Raw genomic sequence first — 24453 nt, 5'->3', positions numbered from 1 at the left:
CTGTTCAGGTGGGGAATGAAGGGCGAAAGCCCGGCATCATGCCACCGTCCGAGCGGCCTTCTCAGTCGTCCGTGTCATTGAGGCGGATGTTGGCCTCGCGCAGCCCCATGCCGATGCCAAACAGCAACTCCGAGATCAGCGGCTTGCGGCCTCGGTCGAGGTCGTTGATCCAGAGGCTGACTTCCAAGGTCACGCAGTCTTCTTTGAGGCTGGTGATCAGCACATTGCGCGGCTGGCTGGCCAAGACCCGGGGGTGGATGTCCAGCACACTCAAAATGATGCTGCGGGCTTGGTTGAAGTGCTCGATGCTGGCCAACTCCAGCGTGAACGACACCCGAAAGTCGGGGTTGCTCAGGGTGTGGTTTTGCAGCGTGCCGCGCGAGATGGCGGAGTTGGGGATCAGGCTTTCGGTGCCGTCGCCATCGCGGATCACGATGGACTGGCGGTTCAGGTCAATCACTCGGCCCGTGACCTTGTCGATGGTGACAAAGTCCCCGAGCTTGATGGTGCGCTCCATCAAGATGTTCAGGCCGCTGAAGAAGTTGATCACCACCTGCTGCAAACCAAAGCCCAAGCCAATGCCCAGCGCACTGGCAAAGGCAGCCAGCGTGCCGCCTTCAATGCCCGATTGGGTCAGCACCCCGATGGTGGTGCCCACAAACAGCAAGGTGCCGAAGATGCGGCTCAGGAACAGCGCGTCGTTGTGATGCAGGCCCTTGCGCGCGGCATAGCGGTTCAGCCAAAGCTCCAACAAGCGGGCCAGTTGTGCAGCAAAGGTGAAGGCGACCGCCGCCATCAAAATGCCTTCGACAATGTTCTGGCCCTTGAAGACTTGGTCGCCCACCTTGAAGTGAACGGCTTGCACCAAACCCACCAAGGGTGAGTAAAGGCCCAAGAAGGACAAGACCACCGAGGCCACCAAGAACCACTCAATGCACCACAGCGAAAACTTCAGCAAGTCTTGGGGCTGCATCACCTTGCGAAAGATCCAGCTCCCCGACTTGATGACGCACAGCATCAAGCCGCCATTGGCCAAGCACAGCAGCACGGACGCATCGGCGGCTTGCCCCAAAAGGTCTGCCGCCAGCCAAGTCTCTAGCCAAAGGGCGCCGGTCACCAAGTACCAGCCCGCCAAGTGCCGCAAGAAGGAGGCCTCAATGCGGCTGACGCCAGGCATGGGCAAGCGCTTGGCCCGGTAAGCGCGAATCAACGCAATGCCCGCCGCCAAGGTGCCGAGCCCGGTCAGGAGCTGCAGCCCGAAGCTGAGGGGCGACAGGCTGGCCCACGCCCCAAAGAAGGCTGAGCGGAAGAAGCCCTGCCCATCCCACTCGGGCGTGAAGGCGAAAAACGCATTGAAATCAAACATCTGTCACTCAACGCCAGGGGCTACGGGGCAGGGTGTACGGCGCACACGCCCGTATTCTCAGGGGCGAACATAAAGATTGGCCCAAGCCCTGACGGCCCAGGCCAGCCAATCTGCCAAGGAGTCGGCACCCGCCGTGCTTGGGTGTGGTGGCAGACCCAAAGCCGCGCCTGCGCGCTGCAAAGCGGCCAAGGGGTCAGCCAGGTCCAACTCCGCGGCGCCGTTCTGCTTGGAAAGCTTATGCCCGTCTGCCGCCAATACCAAGGGCGTGTGCAAATACCGCGGTGTGGGCAGACCCAAGCACTGCTGCAAGCCCATCTGCCGAGCCGTGTTGTCGGCCAAGTCTTCACCGCGCACCACATGGGTGATGCCTTGCGCCGCATCGTCCACCACCACCGCTAATTGATAGGCCCACAGGCCATCGGCGCGCTTCAGCACAAAGTCACCCACGGCCGTGCTGACGCATTGGGTTTGGGCCCCAAGCCGGCGGTCATGCCAGGTCAGCGGCTTGGCCAGTGCCGGGTGCAAGTCGGTGCGCAGCCGCCACGCGCGCGCCTCGCCGCCGTGCAAGCCCTGGCGGCAGGTGCCCGGATAGACCCGCTCACCATGCCGTTGGTGCTCCAGCCCCATCGCGGCCAAAGCGCGGGCAATGTCTTGGCGGCTGCAACTGCAGGGATAGGCCAGGCCAGACTGCACCAACTGCGCCAAGGCTTGTGCATAGGCCTCATGCCGGGTCGACTGCCACAGCGGCGGCTCATCCGGGTGCAGGCCACAGCGCGCCAACTGCTGCAAGATGTGCTCGGCCGCGCCGGGCACGCAGCGGGGCGTGTCCACGTCTTCGATGCGCACCAGCCATTGGCCGCCCTGCGCGCGGGCATCCAGCCAACTGGCCAGGGCCGCCACCAGCGAGCCCTCGTGCAGCGGGCCGGTGGGTGAGGGCGCAAAGCGACCCCGAGGCTTCATCATTCCACGTCCGTGTGCAGGCCTTGCATGCCGCTGGCGCGTTGCAGCAGGGCGCGGCGCGTGGCGGGGCTTTGCAACTGGCTCAGCCACCATTGCAGGGCCAGGCCTTGGGGGGCTTTGCGCGGCGCGCTCACCGAGGCCGTGCGCCAGGCATAGCCCAGCTTGGCATTGCGGCGGGGCCGCTGCACGCTTTGCACCACCAAGCGGCCGGCGCGTACCAGGTCGCACACCAGGGGCTCAGGCAAAAAGCCGCAGCCCAAGCCGCGCAACTGGGCCTCGATCTTGGCCTGCATGGTGGGCACGGTCAGCACGTCTTGGCCCGGCAACAGGTTCACCGTCATGGGCGACAAGCGCTGCGCCGAGTCGGCCACCGCCACCGCCCGGTGGTGCACGATGTCGGCGTCGCTCAAGGGACCGGGCAGGGCGGCCAGCGGGTGGTGCGGCGCCATCGCAAACACAAAGTTCAGCTCGCCCAAGGGCTGGCACTCAATGCCGGTGGCCGGGGCGGTTTCAAAGGGCACGCCCACGGCCAGGTCGGCCTGGCCCGAAATCAAGGCCTCCCATGTGCCGGCCAACACCTCGGTGCGCAGGCGCAAGCGAGTGCCGGGGCCGCTGGCTTCATGGCCGGGCGGGCGCAGGGCGTAAAAGGCTTCGCACAGCTCCAGCACGGTGGGGCGGTTGATCACGCCGTCGATGGCAATCGTGAGCTGTGCCTCCCAGCCGGTCGACACCCGCCGCACTCGGTTGGCCACGGCATCCATTTCGGCCAATAGCCGGCGGCCTTCGCTGACCAGCTCTTCGCCGGCGGCCGTCAGCTTGGCCTGCCGAGAGCGGCGGTCGAAGAGCAGCACATCCAGGGCGTCTTCCAGTTGACGCACGCTGTAGGTCAAGGCCGAGGGCACCTTGCCCAGCTCGCGGGCGGCGGCGGCAAAGCTGCCGGTCCGGGCGATGGTGTCCATCATGGTCAGAGCGTCAGGGGTCAGGGCGTTGCGTTGGTCCACGGCGTGTGCTGAGAAGCGGCGATGCTTCATGTTATTTGAATTAAGGCTTCAAGAGGCTCAGCCCCTGGCGCGCCGGCTTGCTCCTACAGTGACACATCACTTCTTTGACCCGAGAGCACTCCACCATGATCACCCTGCGCCGCTCCGAAGACCGAGGCTTGGCCGACCATGGCTGGCTGCACAGCCAGCACAGCTTTTCCTTTGCCGAGTACTACGACCCCGCTCACATGGGCGTGGGCAATCTGCGTGTCATCAATGAAGACCGCATCGCGCCGGGCACCGGCTTTGGCACTCATGGGCACCGCGACATGGAGATCGTCAGCGTGGTGCTCTCGGGCGAGCTGGCCCACCGCGACAGCATGGGCAACGGCACCGTCATCCGCCCGGGCGAAGTGCAGCGCATGACAGCGGGCACCGGTGTTCGCCACAGCGAGTTCAACCACAGCCAGAACGGGCACACCCACTTCTTGCAGATCTGGCTGCTGCCCCGTGCCGAGGGCCTGACACCGGGCTATGAGCAAAAGGCCTTTGACCCCGCTGGCCAGCAGGGCCGCCTCCAAGTGGTGGCGCAGCCCAGCGGTGCTGACGGCGCGATCACGCTCAACGCCGATGCACGCCTGAGCCTGGGTCGCTTTGACGGCGCCGAGGCCGCCACTGTGCCGCTGGACCCCACGCGGCTGAGCTACGTCTTTTTGGTGCGCGGTCAGCTGGAGGTCAACGGCCACCGCTTGCTGGCTGGCGATGCGGCCACCTTGGACGGCGAGACGCAACTGCGCCTCGGCCAAGGGCAGGGCGCCGAGGTCTTGGTCTTCGACCTGGCCCGCTGAACGGCCGGCAGGGCCGACAGAAGCCGCTACAGTCCCAGGCATGACACTGAGTATTCAAGTTCTGAGCGCCTTGCCTCTGCTGGACTGGTTGGCGCTGATCGGCTTTTTCGCGGGCTGGGGCGGCTATGTCTGGTTTGCACGGCGCCGCGCCGCGACCCACCCGTCCATCTTGGTGGCCACCAACCGTGAGCGCCATCTCTGGATGTGGCGCGCCACCTTCCGCGACAACCGGGTGCTCGATGGCGTGGTGGTGCAAAACCTCTCCACCAGCCCCTCGTTCTTTGCCTCGACCTCGATTCTGATCTTGGGCGCTTTGCTGGCCGCTTTGGGCTCGGGCGACAAAACCGTCACCTTGGTGCAAGACCTGCCCTTTGCGGCCCGCACCACGGCTTTGGTGTTCGAGCTCAAGCTGGTGCTGCTGACGGGCATTTTTGTGTTTGCCTTCTTCCGCTTCACCTGGAGCATGCGCCAGTACACCTTCGGAGCGCTCTTGCTGGGCGCGGCGCCTCAACATTCTGAAGCGTGGGACGATGCAGCTCGGCAAGCCTTTGCCGACCGGGCCGGTGGCGTGATGGGCTTGGCGGCAGAAACTTTCAACGACGGCCTGCGCGCCTGCTACATGTCCTTTCCCGCCATCGCTTGGTTCTTCTCACCTTGGGCTTGTATGGTCGCCACCGCGTCTGTGGTGTGGATTCTTTATCGCCGGGAGTTCCATTCCGATGTTTTAAGCCTGTTGGAGCAGCGTCCTGGCCCCACAGAGAGCTCTTCCTGAATGTTCGGGACGCATGTCACGAACAAGCCCGTTTAGGCAGCCAATTCGAATTTCATTCTCAAGTCTCAAGCCGCCCCGCCGAAGTCCCGTACGACGGACCGGGTAAAGGGGCCGTGGTGAGCCCATGAGGCTTGCCACTGTGTCGATCTCCGGTCTAGAGCCTCCATCCATGTTGGATGGGGCACACCAGATTCTCGGAGCTTCGCGCATGGCGACCATCATTACCAGCCTGACCACTGCCCAAATCGCGGCCCTCTCCACGGCCACGATTGCACGCCTCACCACAGAGGACTGGGCAGCGTTCTCGACGGCGCAGATCGCCGCGCTGACCACCGCTCAGGTGGCGGCCATCCCCGCGCAAAACCTGGCTGGCCTGACGACCACGCAAATCGCCGCCATGGAAACGGCGGACCTGCGGGCCATCACCACCGCCGGCATTGCCGCGCTGACCTCTGCGCAGCTCAATGCGCTGGACAGCACGCAGATCGCAGCCTTCAACAACACCCAGGTCAGCAAGTTCACCACCGCCCAGCTCTCGGCGCTGACCACAGACAGCCTCAACGCCATGAGCACCGCGCAGTTTGCGGTGCTCAGCTCTGCACAAGCGGCCGCCTTGACCACCGCCCAGGTGGCTGCGCTGGAGACCGCCGACGTCGCCGCCTTGCAGGTCACCAGCTTGCGAGCCATGAGCAGCGCGTCGATTGCCGCCCTGTCGACCGCCAGCGTTCAAGCCCTGACCACCGGCCAAGTCGCCAACCTCAGCACTGCCCAATTGGCCGGCCTGACCACGGCCCAGGTCAATGCCTTGGAGACGGCCGATGTGCGCGCGCTGAGCACTGGCGCGTTGGCGTCTTTGGGAACAGGCCAAGTCGCGGCGCTGTCCACCGCTGCTGTGGCCGCCTTGAGCGTGGCTCAGACCCAATCCCTGACCTCGGCTCAGGCCGCTGCGTTGACCACCGACCAAATGGGCGCGCTCAGCACCGCTCAACTCAACGCGCTCAAGACTTCGGCCATCGCGGCCTTGTCCTCGGCCCAGTTGGCGGCCTTGGACAGCACCCAGATTGCTGGCCTGACCACCGCCCAGATCAACGCCCTGAGCACAGCTCAGATGGCGGCGCTGACCACTGAAGACCTGCAGGCCCTCACCACGGCGCAGTTCTCCTCGCTGACCAACACCAAGGCGGCGGCATTGACCACCGCGCAAATGGCCGCCCTGGAGACCGCCGACTTGCGCGCCATGACCACGCGCGCGCTGTCCGGCCTGAGCACCGCCCAACTGAATGCCTTGACCACCGACGGCGTGGCCGCACTGACCACCGCCCAGGTTCAAGGCCTGAGCACGGCCCAAGTGGCCGGCCTGGACAGCACCCGGCTGAACGCCCTGAGCACCGCCCAAGTCGCGGCGCTGACCACCGCCCAAGCGGCGGCTTTGGGCTCGGCCCAAACCTCGACCCTGGACACCGCCTCCATTGCAGCCCTGGGCACCGCCGCACTGCGCGCCATCAGCACCGAGGCCCTGACCGCCATGGGCACCGCCGGCATTGCAGCGCTGCGCACCGGCCAAGTGGCGGCGCTGAGCACCGCTCAAGTGGCTGCCTTGAACACCGAGGAGGTGGTGGCCTTGAGCACGGCTCAGGCGGCCGCCTTGACCACCGCTCAACTGCGGGGCATGACCACCGCGCAACTGGCGGCCATGGAGACGGCCGACTTGCAGGCGCTCACCACCGCGCAGTTTGCCAACCTGACCACCACCCAAGTCGCAGCCTTGACCACCGGCCAGATGGCCGCGTTGGAGACCACCGACTTGCGCGCTTTGACCACGGGCCAAGTGCGTGCGCTGTCCACGGATCAGCTCAATGCGCTGGGTAGCACTCAAGTCGCGGCGCTGACCAACACCCAAGTCACCGCCTTGGGCACCGATCAAATTGCTGGCCTCACCACCGAGACGCTCAACGCCCTGAGCACGGCGCAGTTTGCATCGCTCACCGCAGCCCAAGCTGCCGCACTGACCACCGCGCAGATCGCCGCGCTGGAGACCGCCGATGTGGCCGCGATGAGCACCTTGGCCTTGCGGGCCATGAGTGGCCCGCAGTTTGCGGCCCTGACCACCGACGCCATCAGTGCGCTGACCACCGGCCAGTGGGCCATGCTGACCACGGTGCAGGCCGCTGCGCTCACCACTGACCAAGTGGCCGGCCTGCAAACCGCGGACTTGGCGGTGATGAACACCGCCAACATCGCTGCCTTGCAAACCGGCACCTTGGCGGCCTTGGGCACGGCCCAGATCGCGGCGCTCAGCACCAACCAAACTGCAGCACTGGGTACAGCCCAGGTCGCGGCCTTGACCACCACGCAAATCCAAGCCATCGAAACCATGGACTTGCGGGCGCTGTCCAGCACTCAGCTGCGGGCGCTGACCACGGACCAAGTCCCTGCGCTGACCACCGCGCAAACGGCGGCCCTGGCCACAGCCCAACTGACGACCTTGCGCACGGAGCAGGTGGCTGCCCTCAGCACCGACCAGATCCGAGCCCTGACGACCGCGCAATCGGCGGCCCTGACCACCGCGCAAGTGGCCGCGCTGTCGAGCGACCAAGTCGCCGCCCTGGAGACGGCAGACCTGGCCGCGCTCAGCACCGCCCAACTTGGCGCCCTGGACACCGATCAGCTCAATGCCTTGAGCACGGCCCAGTTTGCGGCCATGACCAACAACCAAGTCGCCGGCTTGACCACCGAGCAAGTCGCCGGTCTGGTCACCGAGGATCTGAATGCGCTGGGGACCGCCCACTTTGCGGCCCTGAGGGGCGCTCAGGCCGCTGCGCTGACGACGGATCAGGTGGCCGCCCTGGAGACAGCCGATCTGGCCGCCCTCAACACCGCCGCCATTCGCGCCATGACCACGGCGCAGATCGCGGCCCTGACCACCGCCCAGGTGGCCGCCCTGACTGCCGCGCAGTCCGCCGCGCTCACCACCGAGCAACTGGCCGCACTCTCCAGCGCCCAAGTCAGTGGCTTGGAGACCGCTGACCTGGCCGCCCTGGGCACCGCCGCCATTCGGGCCTTGAGCACCGCCGCTGTGGCGGAGCTGAGCACCACGCAGTTGGTCGCGCTCTCCACGGCCCAGTTTGCGGCCATGACCACCGACCAAGTGGCGGCCCTGACGACCACCCAGATGGCGGCGATGGAGACAGCCGACTTGCGCGCGCTCGGCACCGCGGCCTTGCGTGCCTTGAGCACGGCGCAATTGGGTGCCTTGGACAGCACACAGATCGCTGCCCTGGCCACCAACCAAGTCAATGCGCTGACCACCGACCAAGTAGCGGGCCTGAGCACCGCCCAGGTCCAAGCGCTGAGCACCACGCAAATGGGCGCCTTGACCGGGTCGCAACTGCAGGCTTTGGGCACCGACCAAGTCGCCGCCCTGGAAACCGCCGACCTGCGCGCGCTGAGCACGGCTCAGCTGGCCCAGCTCAGCACCGAGCAGGTCAATGCCTTGACCACCGCCCAGGCCGCAGCGCTCAGCACCGGCCAAGTGGCTTCGCTCAGCTCGGCCCAAGTGGCGGCCATGGACACCGACGCCTTGGTGGCCCTGACCACGGCCCAGTTTGAGGCGCTGAGCGGCGCGCAATTGGCCGGCTTGGCCACCGACCAAGTCGCTGCCCTTGAAACCGCCGACGTGGCCGCCTTGCGCACCAGCGCCTTGCGTGCCCTGAGCACCGATCAGATTGCGGCCCTGTCCACGGCGGCCGTGGCGGCGTTGACCACCGCACAGGTGTCCCAGCTCACCACCGCTCAAGTGGCCGCGCTGACCACCGAGCAAATGCCGGCGCTGGAAACCGCCGACCTGATCAACCTCTCCACCGCGCAATTGGTGCAGCTCAGCTCTGCGCAGCTCAATGCGCTGGGGACCGGCCAAGTGGCTGCGCTGACCAACACCCAGATCGCCGCATTGACCACCGGCCAAGTCTCGACCCTGTCGACCGACAACCTGGCCGCGCTGACGACGGCGCAAGTGGCCGCCTTGACGGCGACCCAGATTGCTGCGCTGACGCCCGACCAACTTCTGGCGCTGGGCAATGTCTCCATTTCGTCCTTGGGCACCGCCGGTATCCGTTCCCTGGGCACGGCCTCCATTGCCGCGCTGACTACCGCCGACCTGGCCTCCTTGACCACGGCGCAAGCCGCGGCATTGACCTCCACCCAAACCGCGGTGCTCTCCAGCGAGCAGATCCCTGGCCTGACCACTGCCAACTTGGCCGCCTTGACCACCTCGGCCCTGGCCGCCTTGGCCACTGACACCGTGGCCGCCTTGTCCACGGCGCAAACCGTGGCCCTGACCACTGCGCAATCGGTGGCCCTGACCACGGCGCAAATCGCGGCGCTGACCACTGACCAAGTGGCGGCGCTGGAGACGGCTGACCTGCGGGTCCTGAGCAGCACCCAACTGCGTGCGCTCGACTCCGACCAGATCGGCGCCTTGACGGTGACCCAAGCCGCCGCCATCACCACCGCGCAACTGGCCAGCTTGGCCACCGAGCAAGTGGCGGCTTTGAGCACCGCCAATGTGGTGGCCCTGACCACCGCCCAAGTGGCTGGCCTGACCACGGCCCAAGTGGCCGCGCTGACCACCGACCAAGTCGCCGTGATCGAAAGCGCAGACCTGCGCAGCCTGGGCGCGGCAGCGCTGCGGGCGCTGTCCACCGACCAGCTCAATGCGCTGCTCTCGGACCAGATCGGTGCCCTGACCACCGCCCAAGTCGCGGCCTTGAACACCCAGCAGATTGCTGGCCTGACAACCGACAAGTTCAATGCCCTGACCACGGCGCAAGTGGCGGCCTTGACCACGGCGCAAGCCGCTGCGCTCACGACCACCCAAGTCGCGGCCATGGAAACGGCCGATGTGGCCGCCCTGACCACCGCAGCCCTGCGTAACTTCAGCACCGACCAGTTCACCGCGCTGACCACGGAAGCCATTGCCGCACTGACCACGGCGCAGGCCGCGAGCATCAACACCACCCATGCCGCTGCGCTCACCAGCGACCAAGTGGCCGGCCTGCAAACCGCAGACCTGGCGGCCATGGGCGTGACCTCGGTGGCCGCGATGACCACCGCCGCCTTGGCGGCCTTGGACAGCGCGCAAATTGCGGGCCTCACCGGCGCACAAGTCGCAGGCCTGACCACCGCCCAGGTGGCGGCCCTGACCACCGACCAGATTCAAGCCATTGAGACGGCTGACTTGCGCCAGTTGGGCACAGCCGCCGTGGCGGCCCTGACCACCGGCCAAGTCGAAGCCTTGACCACGGCCCAAATGGTGGCCCTGACCACCCAGCAATTGCGGGCGCTGACCACCGCCCAGATCGCTGCGCTGGAGACCGACGACCTGCGCGCACTGAGCACCACCCAAGTGATGGCGCTGGGCACCGAGCAGGTGGCAGCGCTGACCACCGACCAGGCCGCTGCGCTGGAGACGGCGGACCTGGCCACCCTGACGAATGCTCAGCTTCAAGCCTTGTCGACCGCCCAGCTCAATGCGCTGTCCACCGATCAGATGGCTGCGCTGCGTGCACCGCAAGTGGCGGCGCTGACCACCGCCCAGGTGGCCGGCTTGTCGACCGACAACCTCAATGCCCTGGGCACCGCGCAGTTTGCGGCGCTGACCACGGCGCAGGCCGCCGCGCTCAGCACCGCGCAAGTCGCCGCGCTGGAGACCGCCGACGTAGCAGCCCTGTCCACCAATGCGGTGCGCAGCCTGACCACCGAGGCCGTGGCCGCAATGACCACCGAGTCGCTGGCCGCGCTGACCTCGGCCCAAGCGGGTGCGCTGAGCAGCAGCCAAGCCGCCGCACTGACCAGTGACCAGATTGTGGGCCTGGGCACCGCCCAAGTCGCCGCGCTGAACACGGCCTCGCTGGCTGCCCTGACCACGGCCACGCTGGCGGCGCTGGAGACCCAGCAAGTCGCAGCCCTCACCGGCACCCAAGCGGCCAGCCTGACCACGGCCCAAGTGGCCAGCTTGACCACCGACCAGATCCAAGCCCTCGAAACCGCCGACCTGCGCCAGTTGGGCTCGGCCTCCATCCGTGCGCTGACGACTGAGCAAGTCGCTGCGCTGACGGCGGGCCAGGCTGCCGCCCTGACCAACACCCAGGTTCAAGCTCTGAGCACCGACCAAGCCGCTGCGCTGGAGACTGCCGACCTGCAGGCCTTGACCACGGCGCATTTCGTGGCGATGTCCACCGCCCAACTGGCGGCCCTGACGACCGACCAAGTCGCGGCCATTGAAACCGCCGACCTACGGGCCTTGAGCACGGCACAGATTGCCGCGCTGCAAACCGCGCAAATCAATGCGCTGGGCACCGAGCAAATGGTGGCCCTGACCAATGCCCAGGTGGCGGCCCTGACCACCGGCCAAATCGCGGGCCTCAGCACCGACCAACTCAACGCGCTGACCACGGCCCAAATGGCAGTGCTGACCGGCGCTCAAGCCGGTGCCCTGAGCTCGGCCCAAGTGGCGGCCATGGAGTCGGCCGATGTGGCGGCCTTGGGCTCTGCCGCCATCCGTGGCTTGACCACCGACGCTGTGGCCGCGCTGACCACCGAGCAGATCACGGCCCTGCGGGCGGCCCAAGTGGCCCAGCTCACCTCGACGCAAGCGGCAGCACTGACCAGCGACCAAGTGGCCGGCTTGGAGACGGCCGACGTGGCCTCTCTGACCACGGCCGCGCTGGCCGCCTTGACCACCGAGACATTGGCCGCCTTGGCCACCGATCAAATTGCCGCGCTGTCCTCGACCCAAGCCATGAGCTTGACCACGGCCCAAGTGGCCGCGTTGACCACCGACCAGATCCAAGCCCTGGAGACGGCCGACCTGCGCAACCTGACCAGCACCCAAGTCCAAGCGCTGACCACGGCCCAAGTGGCGGCCCTGACCACCGCGCAGGTGGCAGCCCTGAGCAGTGCCCAAGTCAACAAGCTCAGCACCGACCAAGTCGCCGCCTTGGAGACCGACGACATTGCGGCACTCAGCACCGTGCATGTGCAAGCCTTGTCGACGGCGCAAGTCGCCGCGCTGACCAGCGACCAAGTGGCGGCCCTGGAGACCGCCGACCTGCGCGCCCTGACCGCCGCCCAACTGGCGGTGCTGGGCACCGAGCAGATCAACGCCCTGGGCACCGCGCAAATGGCCGCGCTGACCAACACCCAGGTCGCCGCGCTCACCACCACGCAAATGGCGGGCCTGAGCACCGACAACCTGAACGCCTTGAGCACGGCGCAGTTCGGCCTGCTCAGCTCGGCGCAGCTCGCCGCGCTGAGCACCGACCAAGTGGCCGCACTGGCCACCGATGATGTGGCAGCCATCAGCGTCAACGGCCTCAAAGGCCTGAGCACCGAGCACATGGCCGCCCTCAGCACCGACGCCATCGTCGCGCTGACCACGGTTCAAGCCGCTGCACTGAGCACCGCCCAAGCGGCGGCCCTGAGCACCGACCAAATGCCAGCTCTGGAGACGGCTGACCTGCGAGCCCTGGGCACGGCGCAAGTCGCCGCGCTGGGTTCCGAGCAGCTCAACGCCTTGTCCAGCGCCCAGATGGCGGCCTTCTCCAACAGCCAGGTCGCGGCTTTGACCACGGCCCAGATCGCTGCGCTGAGCACCGACGCCCTGAACGCCCTGAGCACCGGCCAAATGGCCGCGCTGACCACCGCCCAAGGCGCTGCGCTGACCACCGAGCAAGCCGCCGCGCTGGAGACGGCCGACCTGGCCGCCATGGCCGTCAACACGGTCAAGGCGCTGGGCACCGCCCAGGTGGCCGCTTTGTCCACCGATGCCATCGCAGCGCTGACCACGGCGCAGGCCGCTGGCCTGACCACAGCGCAAGTGGCGGCGATCAGCACCGACCAGATGAGCGCCTTGGCGACAGCGGACCTGCGCGTCCTCAGCACGGCCCAGATCCGTGCGCTGGCCACCGAGCAGCTCAACGCCTTGGGCACCGCCCAGATGGCGGCGCTGAGCACCACCCAGGTGGCCAGCCTCAGCACCGCCCAGGTCGCGGGCCTGAGCACCGACAACCTGAACGCCTTGGCCACCGACCAGATCCGCGCCTTGACGGCTGCGCATGCTGCTGCGCTGACCACGGAGCAAGTGGCCGCGATGGAGAGCGGTGATGTGGCCGCCTTGACCACCGCCGCCGTGGTGGCCTTGGGCACCGACCGTGTGGCCGCCTTGTCCACCGATGCGCTGCAAGCCCTGAGCACGGCGCAGGTGGCGAGCCTGAGCTCGGCCCAGATTGGCGCGCTGACCAGCGACCAAATGCCGGCCCTCGAAACCGCAGACTTGCGTGCCATTGGCACGGCCGCGCTGCGGGCGCTGTCCACCGAGCAGTTGAATGCCATGGGCACCGTCCAGATGGCGGCGCTGACCACGGTGCAAGTGGCCGCGCTGAGCACGGCGCAATTGGCCGGCCTGACCACCGACAAGCTCAATGCCCTGACCACCGCCCAGTTTGCGGTGATGACCACCGCCCAGGCCGCTGGCCTGAGCACCGAGCAGATCGCCGCGCTGGAGACGGCGGACCTGGCGGCGCTGAGCACCGCTGCGGTGCGCGCCTTGGGCACGGCCGCTGTGGCTGCGCTCACCACGGCAGAAGTGGCCGCACTGACCACTGCGCACGCGGCGGCTTTGTCCAACACCCAGGCCGCAGCACTGTCCAGCGACCAAGTGGCCGCGCTTGAAACCAACGATTTGGCGCTGTTGACCACCGCCGCCATTGCGGCGCTGCAGACGGGCGCGCTGGCGGGCCTCAGCTCCACCCAAGTCGCGGCCATGACCTCGACCCAGCTCTCCGCCCTGACCACGACCGCCGTGGCCGCGCTGAGCACCGACCAGATCCGCGCCATTGAAACTGCCGACCTCAAGGCCATGGGCACCGGCCAGATTGCGGCTCTGACCACCGACCAGGTGGCCTCGCTGACCGCCGCCCAAGCCGCCGCCTTGGCGACCCAGCAATTGCGCGCTTTGTCCACCGAGCAACTGGTGGCCCTGAGCACGGCCGATGTGCAGGCCCTGACCACCACCCAAGTCGCGTCGCTCAGCACCACCCATGTGGCTGCACTGAGCACCGACCAAGTGGCGGCCCTGGAAACCGCCGACCTGCTGGCCTTGTCGGCCTCGCAATTGCAGAGCCTGACCTCGACGCAGCTCAACGCCCTGGGCTCGGCCCAAGTGGCGGCGCTGAGCACCACGCAAGTGGCGTCGCTGTCCACCGCCCAGGTGGCCGCACTGGATACAGCCCAAGTCAACGCCCTGACCACAAGCCAGTTCGCCGCCTTGACCACGGCGCAAGCCATGGCCCTGACCACGGCGCAGTTGGCCGCCTTGGAGACGGCTGACCTGGCCGCGATGAACACCTTGGCCTTGCGTGCCTTGAGCACGGCCCAACTGGCCGCCTTGAGCACCGACGAGGTGGCCGCGCTGGGCACCGCGCAAGTGGCCTCGTTGACCAGCACGCAAGTGGCGGCCTTGAGCACCGACCAACTGGTGGCCATGAGCAGCACCCAAGTGGCTGCATTGACCACCGCGCAGGCCGTGGCCCTGACCACCGACCAGATTGCCGGCTTTGACACCGCCGACCTGGCCGCCCTGGGCGCGGCCAATGTGAAGGCCTTCAGCACCGCTCAAATCGCCGCCCTCACCAGCACCGCTGTGGGCGCCCTGAGCACCGCGCAAGTGGCGGCGCTGACCACCGCGCAAGTCGCGGCGCTGTCCACCGAGCAAGTGGCTGCGCTGGAGACGGCTGACATGGCCGCCTTGGGCACGGTGAACCTGCGCGCTCTGAGCACCGATGCGATTGCAGCGCTGTCCACCGCGCAGGTTGATGCCTTGAGCACGACGCAGTTCGCCGCCATGAGCACGGCGCAGATCGCGGCCCTGACCTCTGAGCACTTGGCCACGATCAGCACCGCCGACTTGGCTGCGCTGGGCACCGCCTCGATTCGCGCCATTGGCACCGAAGCCTTCAGCGCGCTGGGCACGGATGACATCGCCTCGCTGAGCACCTTGCAAGTGGCCGCGCTGACCACCACCCAGATTGCGGGCCTGACCAGCACCCAGGTGGCGGCCTTGGAGACTGCGGATCTGCGGGCCTTGGGCACAGCGGCCTTCGCGGCCCTGACCACCGACCAGATCGTGGCCCTGACCACCGAGCAAGTCCACAGCCTCAGCAGCACAGCCCTGCGCGCCCTGAGCACCAGCCAGATCGCTGCGATGGCCACCGACGATGTGCAAGCCCTGCAAGGCGGGCATATCGCCAACCTCACCACCGCGCAGGTGGCGGCGCTGACCACGGACCAGTTCCAGGCCTTGGGCACCGCGCAGATCGCCGCGCTCACCACGGCCCAGGCCCGGGCGCTGACCACCGAGCAAATCGTGGCGCTGACCACCGGCCAGATCGCCGGCCTGGAGACGGCCGACATTGCCGCCTTGAGCAGCGACCAACAAGCCGCCTTCGAAGCGGAAGACGTGGCCGCGATGAACGCCAGCCAACTGGACGCCTACTTCGCCATCACCCCCATGGTGTTGGACCTGGACGGCAACGGCATCGAGACACTGTCGGTCGACAACGGTGTGGCCTTTGACGTGGCTGCCACGGGCACCTTGCGCCAGACCGGCTGGGTGGGCGGCAACGACGGCTTGCTGGTGATGGACCGCAATGGCGACGGCCTGATCAACGACGGCCGTGAGCTGTTCGGGGCCGGCACTCAAAACGCCCAGGGCCAACGCGCCGGCAACGGCTATGTGGCCATGAGCTGGGAAGACAGCAATGGCGATCACATGCTCGACGCGGCCGATGCCAACTGGAGCAAGCTGCAAGTCTGGGTGGATGGCAACAGCGACGGTGTCACCGATGCCGGCGAGCTGAAGTCGCTGACCGAGCTGGGCATCACCAGCCTCAACCTGCAAGCGCAAGTCGGCACCGAGGTCGACAACGGCAACCTGCTGGGATTGGTCTCCAACTACACCACCGCCGATGGCAGCACCCATGCCATGGCCGACGTGTGGTTCACCCAAGGCGCAGCCCCAGCACCAGCCTTGTCTGAGCTCCTGGCTGCGCCCGCAGAGGGCCTGTTGCAAGACACGGCCCAAGCCGCCGCCGTCGTGGCCCCCGCCGCGCCGGCTGCCCTGGCTGCGCCCAACCTGGCCAGCCTGCTGGACGACGAAGCCCTGCGCCGCCAAGTGCTGATCTAAGCCGAGACAAGCCAAGCCACCGCCGGGGCCACCCGGTGGTGGCGGGTGCGCGCGCCCAAGCGGGCGTGCGGCAGCGCTGCGCTTGTGCGCGTGATGCGGCCACACATTGAGGCACAACTTGGCGCGCCAGACGCGGCAGTCTGTCCTCAAGTCTGGCGCTCTACCGCCGAAGTTCCTTGGGACGGACCAGATTCAGGGCCGAGGCCTGCCGCCTGCGCACGCCGCTGCCCTGAACGCTGGCCCAGAGGCTCCCCCGTGTTGGGCGGAGCCGCACCTATTTTGGAGCTGCGCCCATGGCGACCATCATTCCCAATCTGAGTACCGCGCAGATTGCGTCCCTGTCCACGCTGGTGATCAGCCGCCTCACCACCGAAGACTGGGCTGCGTTCTCCACGGCACAGATTGCCGCCCTGACCACGGCTCAGGTCGCTGTGATCCCCGCGCAAAACCTGGCCTTGCTGAGCACCACGCAGATCGCGGCCATGGAAACGGCTGACTTGCGCGCCATCACCACGGCGGGCATTGCGGCGCTGACCACCGAGCAGCTCAACGCGCTGGACAGCGCGCAGATCGCTGCCTTCAACAACACCCAGGTCAGCAAGTTCACTACGGCCCAGTTGTCCGCGCTGACCACCGACAGCCTCAACGCCATGAGCACCGCGCAGTTTGCGGTGCTCAGCTCCACCCAAGCTGCCGCCCTGACCACCGCTCAACTGGCGGCCCTGGAGACGGCTGATGTGGCCGCTCTGCAGGTCAATACCTTGCGCAATCTGAGCACGGCCTCGATTGCGGCCCTCTCCACGGACGGGGTGCAAGCCCTGACCACTGCTCAGGTGTTTGGCCTGACCACGGCGCAAGTCGCCAGCCTGACCACGGCCCAGGTCAATGCCCTGGAGACGGCGGATGTCCGCGTGCTCAGCACGGCCGCTTTGATGGCCCTGGGCAGCGCGCAAGTGGCGGCCTTGTCGAGCGAGGCGGTGGCCGCCCTCAGCACGGCGCAGGTGCAAGCGCTGTCCTCGGCCCAGGCTGCGGCGCTCACCACGGACCAAATGGCGGCGCTCAGCACCGCGCAGCTCAACGCGCTCAAGACCGCAGCGCTGCAAGCCCTCTCCAGCGACCAACTGGCCGCGCTGGACAGCAGCCAGATTGCCGGCTTGAGCACCACCCAGATCAATGCCCTCAGCACCACCCAAGTGGCGGGCCTGACGACGGACGACCTGCAGGCCTTGACCACCGCGCAGTTCGTCGCGCTGACCAACACCAAGGCTGCGGCGCTGACCACCGACCAGATGGCGGCCATTGAGACCGCCGACCTGCGCGCCATGAGCACGCGCGCCTTGGCCAGCCTGAGCACCGACCAGCTCAATGCCCTGACCACCGCTGGCGTGGCGGCCCTGAGCACCGCCCAGGTGCTGGGCTTGACCTCGGCCCAAGTGGCGGGCTTGGACACAGCCCAGCTCAATGCCATGACCACGGCCCAAGTGGCGGCCATGACCACGGCCCATGCCGCAGCCCTGAACTCGACCCAAGCCCCGGCGCTGGACACCAGCTTTGTGGCCGCGCTGAGCACAGCGGCCGTGCGCGCCATCAGCACCGAATCTTTGGCCGCCTTGGGCACCGCCAATGTGGCGGCCCTGCGCACCCAGCAAGTGGCCGCGCTGACCACGGCCCAAGTGGCGGCCCTGAGCACCGACGACGTGGCCGCCCTGGGCACCGCCCAAGCTGCCGCGCTGACCACCGCCCAAGTGCGCGCGTTGACCACCGGCCAGATGGCTGCGATGGAGACGGACGATCTGCGGGCGCTCTCCACCGCGCAGTTTGCCAACCTCACCACGGCCCAAGTGGCCGCGCTGACCACCGACCAAGTCGCCGCCATTGAAAGCGCCGACTTGCGGGCGCTGACCACCGCCCAGTTGCGGGCCCTCTCCACTGCCCAGCTCAATGCACTGGGCACGGACCAAGTCGCGGCCCTGGCCACCAGCCAAGTCAACGCGCTGGGCACCGAGCAGGTGGCCGGCCTCAGCAGCGATGCGCTGAATGCCCTCAGCACCAGCCAGTTTGCTGCGCTGACCAGCGCCCAAGCTGCCGCCTTGACCACCGAGCAGTTGGCCGCGCTGCAGACTGCCGATGTGGCCGCCCTGGGCGCCACGGTGGTGCGTGCGCTGAGCGGCCCGCAGTTCGCGGCGCTCAGCAGCGACGCCATTGCCGCCTTGACCACCGGCCAATGGTCCACGCTGACCACGGTGCATGCCGCCGCACTCACCAGCGACCAAGTGGCGGGCCTAGAAACCGCCGACTTGGCGGTGTTGAGCACCGCGCACATCGCGGCGCTGCAGACGGACGCTGTGGCCGCGCTCAGCACCACGCAAATTGGCGTGTTGAGCACGGCCCAGGCCGCCGCCTTGCGCACCGACCACATGGCAGCGCTGACCACCACCCAGGTCCAAGCGCTGGAAACCGCCGACCTGCTAGCCCTCTCTACACGCCAGATTCAGGCCCTGACCACGGACCAGGTCTCGGCCTTGAGCACCGCCCAAGTCGCGGCGCTGGGCACGGTGCAGCTCGCTGCACTGCGCACCGAGCAAATTGCCGAGCTGACCACGGCCCAAGTTGCCGCGCTGACCACCGCCCAGGCCCGTGCCTTGACCACGGCGCAAGTCGCCGCGCTCTCCAGCGACCAAGTCGCTGCGCTGGAAACGGCTGACTTGGCCGTGCTCAGCACGGCGCAACTGGGTGCCTTGGGCACCGAGGCGCTGAATGCCTTGAGCACTGCCCAGTTTGGCGCCCTGACCACGGCACAAGCTGCGGGCCTGAGCACGGCCCAGTTGGCCGGCATGGTCACCGAAGACTTGAATGCCCTGGGCACCGCCCACTTTGCGGCCCTGCGCAGCAGCCAAGCCGCCGCGCTGACCACCGACCAAGTGGCGGCCCTGGAAACCGCCGACCTGGCCGCGCTGAGCACGGCCACGCTGCGGGCCCTGAGCAGCGGCCAGATCGCCGCCTTGACCACGGCCCAGGTGGCCGCGTTGACGACGGCCCAAGCGGCAGGCCTGGGCACTGAGCAATGGGCCGCCTTGACCAGCAGCCAAGTCGCCGGCTTGGAGACCGCCGACCTGGCCGTGCTGGGCACCGCTGCGCTGCGGGCCTTGAGCACGGCAGCCGTGGCCGAGCTGAGCACGGCGCAATTCGTGGCGCTCTCGTCGGCCCAGGTGGCGGCGCTGAGCACCGAGCAAGTGGCGGCCCTCACCACCACGCAACTGGCGGCCATGGAAACCCTGGACCTGCGGGCCTTGGGCAGCGCCGCTTTGCGGGCCTTGAGCACGGATCAGTTGGGCGCCTTGGACAGCGCGCAAGTGGCGGCCTTGGCCACCCAGCAAGTCAGCGCCCTGACCACCGACCAGGTGGCGGGCCTGACCACCGCCCAAGTCCAGGCCTTGAGCCCGACGCAGATGGGCGTCTTCACCAGTGCGCAGTGGCAGGCCCTCAGCAGCGACCAAATGGCCGCGCTGGAGCCTGGCGACGTGGCGGCCTTGGCCGTCAGCACGCTCAACGTCATGGGCACGGCCCAGATGGCGGCGCTTTCCACCCAGGTGATTGCCGCGCTGACCAGCACCCAGGTGGCCGGCCTGAACACCGCCCAGGTGGCCGCGCTGACCACCGCCCAGGTGCAAGCCATTGAGACGGGCGACCTGCGCGCGCTGCTGGCCACGCAAGTGGCTGCCTTGGGCTCAGACCAGCTCAACGCCCTGACCAGCACCCAGATGGCGGCCTTCACCACCGGCCAAGTCATCGCCCTGACCACCGCGCAAGTGGCGGCCTTGACCACCGCTGCGCTGAACGCACTGAACACCAGCCAGATGGCTGCGCTGACCACGGCTCAAGCCGCTGCCCTGACCACCGAACAAGCGGCCGGCATGGAAGCGGCCGACCTGGCCGCCTTGTCGGTCAACACCCTCAAAGCCTTGGGCACGGCACAAGTGGCGGCCTTGTCCACAGGCGCCGTGGCCGCGCTGACCACCGCGCAAGCGGCCGGCCTGACCACCGCCCAGATTGCGGCGCTCAGCAGCACGCAAATGCCTGCGATGGAGACGGCCGACCTGCGCGCACTGACCAGTGCGCAGATCCGCGCCTTGGCCTCAGAGCAGCTCAATGCGCTGGGCACGGCGCAAATGGGGGCGCTGAGCAGCACGCAGATCAACACGCTCAGCACCACGCAAATGGCCAGCCTGAGCACCGATAACCTGAACGCGCTGAGCACCCAGCAGTTCAGCCAGCTCAGCTCGGCCCAGTTGGCGGCGCTGACCACGGGCCAAGTCGCGGCGCTGACGTCCGACGATGTGGCCGCCATCAGCGTGGCCGGCATCAAGGGCTTGAGCACCGAGCAAGTGGCGGCGCTGAGCACCGATGCGATGGCCGCCTTGACCACGCTGCAAGTCGCCGCGCTGACCACCGCCCAAGTGGCCGCGCTGAGCACCAGCCAGATGCCCGCCATCGAGACCGCTGACTTGCGCGCGCTGACCTCCGCCCAAGTGGCGGCGCTGGGCTCTGACCAGCTCAATGCCTTGACCAGCACGCAACTGGCCGCGCTCTCGACCGGCCAGATCGTGGCCCTGACCACCGCGCAAGTGGCCGCCTTGAGCACCGACGCGCTCAATGCCCTGGGCACTGGCCAAATGGCCGCGCTGACCTCGGCCCAGGCTGCGGCGCTGACCACCGAGCAAGCGGCAGCCTTGGTCTCCACCGACCTGGCCGCCTGGGCTGTCAACACGCTCAAGGCGCTGGGCACCGAGCAGGTGGCGGCGCTGTCCACCAGCGCGATTGCCGCGCTCACCACCGCCCAGGCCGCTGGCCTGACCACCGCCCAAGTGGCGGCGCTGAGCACCGACCAAATGGCCGTGCTCGAAACCGCAGACTTGCGCGCCCTGAGCACCGCCCAGATCCGCGCGCTGGCTTCGGACCAACTCAATGCGCTGGGCACGGCCCAGATTGCCGCGCTCTCCAGCAGCCAAGTCACGGCCTTGACCACGGCGCAAATGGCCGGCCTCAGCACCGACAGCCTGAACGCCCTGAGCACCGCGCAATTCGCGCTGCTGGGCTCGGCGCAATTGGCTGCGTTGACCACCGAGCAAGTGGCGGAGTTGACCTCTGAGGACGTCGCCGCCATCAGCACCTTGGGCCTCAAAGGCCTGAGCTCGGCCCAAGTGGCCGCGCTGAGCACCGATGCGGTGGCGGCGCTGACCACGGGCCAAGTGGCCGGCTTGAGCACCGCACAAGTGGGTGCCTTGGCCAGCGACCAAATGCCGGCCCTGGAAACTCAGGACCTGCGCGTGCTGAGCACGGCGCAAATGGCGGCACTGGGCTCGCAGCAGCTCAATGCCTTGCTGACCTCGCAAATGAGCGCACTGACCAATGCGCAAGTGGCGGCCCTGAGCACGGCCCAAGTCTCGGCCCTCAGCACCGACAACCTCAACGCCCTGACCACCGCCCAAGCTGCGGTGCTGACCACCGCGCAAGCGGCCAGCCTGACCACCGCGCAAATCGCGGCCTTGGAGACGGCGGACTTTGCGGTGCTGAGCACTGCAGCCGTCAAGGCCCTGGGCACGGCCGCTGTGGCCGCGCTGACCAGCGACCAGATCGCGGCGCTGACCAGCGCCCAAGCCGCGGTGCTCACCAGCACCCAGGCGGCGGCCCTGGCCAGCGACCAGGTGGCGGCCTTCGAGACGGGCGACCTGGCTCGCTTGGGCACCGCCGCCATCGCTGCGCTGCAAACCGACGCCTTGGCGGGCCTGAGCTCCAGCCAAGTGGCGGCTCTGAGCTCCACCCAAGTGCTGGCCCTGACCACTGCTGGCGTGGCAGCGCTGAGCACCGACCAAGTGGCCGCCATCGAGACCGCCGACCTCAAGATCATGAGCACGGCGCAAGTCGCTGCGCTGAGCTCTGAACAAATGGCCGCGCTGACCACCGCACAAGCCGCAGCCCTGAGCATCACGCAATTGCGAGTGCTGAGCACCGAGCAACTGGTGGCCCTGACCACCGCCGATGTGCAAGCCCTGACCACCGCTCAAGTGGCAGCGCTGAGCACCACACAGGTTGCGGCCTTGAGCACCGACCAAGTGGCTGCCATCGAGACCGCTGACCTGCGGGCCCTGACGGTGGCCCAGCTCCAAAGCCTGGGCTCGGCCCAGCTCAATGCCCTGGGCACGGGCCAGGTCACCGCCCTGAGCACCACGCAAGTGGCCCAGCTCTCCACGGCCCAAGTGGCCGCGCTGGACACCGCGCAGCTCAATGCCCTGACCACGGCTCAGTTTGCCGCGCTGACCACCGCCCAAGCCTCGGCCCTGACCACGGCCCAAGTGGCCGCGTTGGAAACCGCCGACCTGGCCGCGCTGGGCGTGACCCACGTGAAGGCACTGAGCACCGCGCAACTGGCAGCCCTGGGCACGGACCAAATGGCTGCGCTGGGCACGGCCCAAGTGGCGGCGCTGACCACCAGCCAAGTGGCCTCGCTGAGCACCGACCAACTGGGCGCCTTGACCAGCACCCAGATGGCCGCCCTCACCACGGCCCAAGCCGTGGCCCTGACCACGGCGCAGATTGCCGGCCTGGACACCGCCGACATCGCCGCCCTGGGCTCGGCCAACATCAAGGCCCTGAGCACGGCCCAAGTGGCCGCGCTGACCAGTGATGGCGTGGCGGCCCTGAGCACCGCCCAAGTGGCGGCCATGACCACCGCGCAAGTGGCTGCCTTGTCCACCGAGCAAGTCTCGGCGCTGGAGACGGCCGACATAGCCGCGCTGGGCACGGTCAACCTGCGGGCCTTGACGACGGCAGCGATTGCCGCCTTGTCCACCGACCAACTGGACGCCCTGGGCACGGCGCAGTTTGCGGCCCTGACCACCACCCAAGTCGCGGCCCTGACCTCGGACCACCTGGCCACGCTGGGCACGGCGGATCTCTCGGCCCTGGGTGCGGCGTCCATTCGGGCCCTCACCACCGAGGCGCTGGCCGCCCTGAGCACCGACGGCATCCAAGCCCTGAGCACCGCACAAGCCGCTGCGCTGACCACGGCGCAGATCGCGGGCCTGACCACCGACCAAATCGGCGCCCTGGAGACGGCCGACCTGCGAGCCCTGGGCACAGCCAGCATGGCCGCCTTGACCACCGACCAGATCGTCGCCCTGAGCACCGACCAAGTGCAAAGCCTGAGCACGGTGGCGCTGCGCGCGCTGAGCACGGCGCAGATCGCCGCCTTGGCCACAGACGACATCCAAGCCCTGCAAGGCGGGCAAGTGGCCAACCTGAGCACAGCCCAGATTGCGGCACTGAGCACCGACCAGTTCCAGGCCCTGCAAACCAGCCAGATCGCGGCCCTGAGCACCGCCCAGGCGCGCGCCCTGACCACCGAGCAGATCGTCTCCCTGACCACCGACCAGATCGCCGGCCTGGAGACCGCCGACATTGCGGCCATGACCACCACGCAGATCGGCGCCTTTGAGGGCGAAGACGTGGCGGCCATGAACACGGCCCAGCTCAACACCTACATGCTGGCGACGCCCATCGTGCTGGACCTGGACGGCAACGGCATCCAAACCTTGGCCGCGGCGGAGGGCGTGAGCTTTGACGTGATGGCCACCGGCACCGCCCGCCAAACCGGCTGGGTGGGCGCGAACGACGGCCTGCTGGTGATGGACCGCAACGGCGACGGGCTGATCAACGACGGCCGCGAGCTGTTTGGCATCGGCACGCACAACGCCCAAGGCCAACGCGCGGGCGACGGCTATGAAGCCATGCGCTGGGAAGACAGCAACGGCGACCACATGCTCAGCAGCGCTGACGCCAACTGGAACCAACTGCAAGTGTGGGTGGACGGCAATAGCAACGGCGTGACGGACGCTGGCGAGCTGAAGTCTTTGACCGAGCTGGGCATCACCAGCCTGAACCTGCAGGCTGCGGCCGGCACCGAGGTGAACAACGGCAACCTGCTGGGCTTGGTGTCCGACTACACCACCGCCGACGGCAGCACCCACGCCATGGCCGACGTGTGGTTTGCCAAGGGTGAGCAAGCCCCAGCACCCGCTTTGGGCGAGCTGCTGGCCGCCCCGGCCGAAGGCCTGCTGCAAGACAGCGCCCAAGCCGCCAGCGTGGCCCAAGCCGCGCCGGCTGCGGCCCTGGCAGCGCCCAGCCTGGCCAGCTTGCTGGACGACGAGGCGCTGCGCCGACAGGTGTTGATCTAAGCCTCCACGGGGTCTGTGCGTCGCCAGCACGGCTGCGCAGGCACGCCCCAC

At 67.8% G+C, this 24453-nt stretch carries 7 protein-coding genes; 4 read left to right on the top strand and 3 right to left on the bottom strand.

Annotation, left to right across the window (positions count from 1 at the left end):
• Positions 1-61: 61 nt before the first annotated feature.
• From KAK11_RS16375 to KAK11_RS16365, 3 genes are read right to left on the bottom strand one after another with little or no spacing between them, the layout of a single operon-like run.
• Complete coding sequence (locus KAK11_RS16375; protein ID WP_210810307.1) at positions 62-1366, bottom strand: mechanosensitive ion channel family protein; 1305 nt, start codon at positions 1364-1366, stop codon at positions 62-64.
• A gap of 57 nt (positions 1367-1423) precedes the next feature.
• Complete coding sequence (gene gluQRS, locus KAK11_RS16370) at positions 1424-2326, bottom strand: tRNA glutamyl-Q(34) synthetase GluQRS (protein WP_210810470.1); 903 nt, start codon at positions 2324-2326, stop codon at positions 1424-1426.
• A complete protein-coding gene (locus KAK11_RS16365) occupies positions 2326-3357 on the bottom strand; it encodes a LysR family transcriptional regulator (protein WP_210810306.1) in 1032 nt (343 codons plus the stop codon). Before KAK11_RS16365 ends, gluQRS begins: the two co-directional genes overlap by 1 nt.
• Positions 3358-3452: 95 nt before the next feature.
• Here KAK11_RS16365 and KAK11_RS16360 point away from each other — a divergent pair, with 95 nt between their 5' ends.
• The 4 genes from KAK11_RS16360 to KAK11_RS16345 all read left to right on the top strand — a co-directional run bounded on the left by KAK11_RS16360 (position 3453) and on the right by KAK11_RS16345 (position 24402).
• Complete coding sequence (locus KAK11_RS16360) at positions 3453-4154, top strand: pirin family protein (protein WP_210810305.1); 702 nt, start codon at positions 3453-3455, stop codon at positions 4152-4154.
• Positions 4155-4194: 40 nt separating this feature from the next.
• On the top strand, positions 4195-4926 hold the full coding sequence (locus tag KAK11_RS16355) for a DUF599 domain-containing protein (RefSeq protein WP_210810304.1): 732 nt from the start codon (positions 4195-4197) through the stop codon (positions 4924-4926).
• A gap of 208 nt (positions 4927-5134) precedes the next feature.
• Entirely contained in the window at positions 5135-16168 is an 11034-nt protein-coding gene (locus KAK11_RS16350; RefSeq protein WP_210810303.1) for a beta strand repeat-containing protein, read from the top strand.
• A gap of 293 nt (positions 16169-16461) precedes the next feature.
• The gene (locus KAK11_RS16345; RefSeq protein WP_210810302.1) at positions 16462-24402 is read left to right on the top strand and encodes a beta strand repeat-containing protein; all 7941 of its coding nucleotides are present in this window, start codon (positions 16462-16464) and stop codon (positions 24400-24402) included.
• Positions 24403-24453: the final 51 nt, after the last annotated feature.

The sequence above is a fragment of the Ideonella paludis genome (genome assembly GCF_018069865.1).
GTDB classification, from domain to species: domain Bacteria; phylum Pseudomonadota; class Gammaproteobacteria; order Burkholderiales; family Burkholderiaceae_C; genus Ideonella; species Ideonella paludis.
Note: the sequence above shows the minus strand (reverse complement) of the source record. Positions and strands in the feature narration are given on the sequence as shown.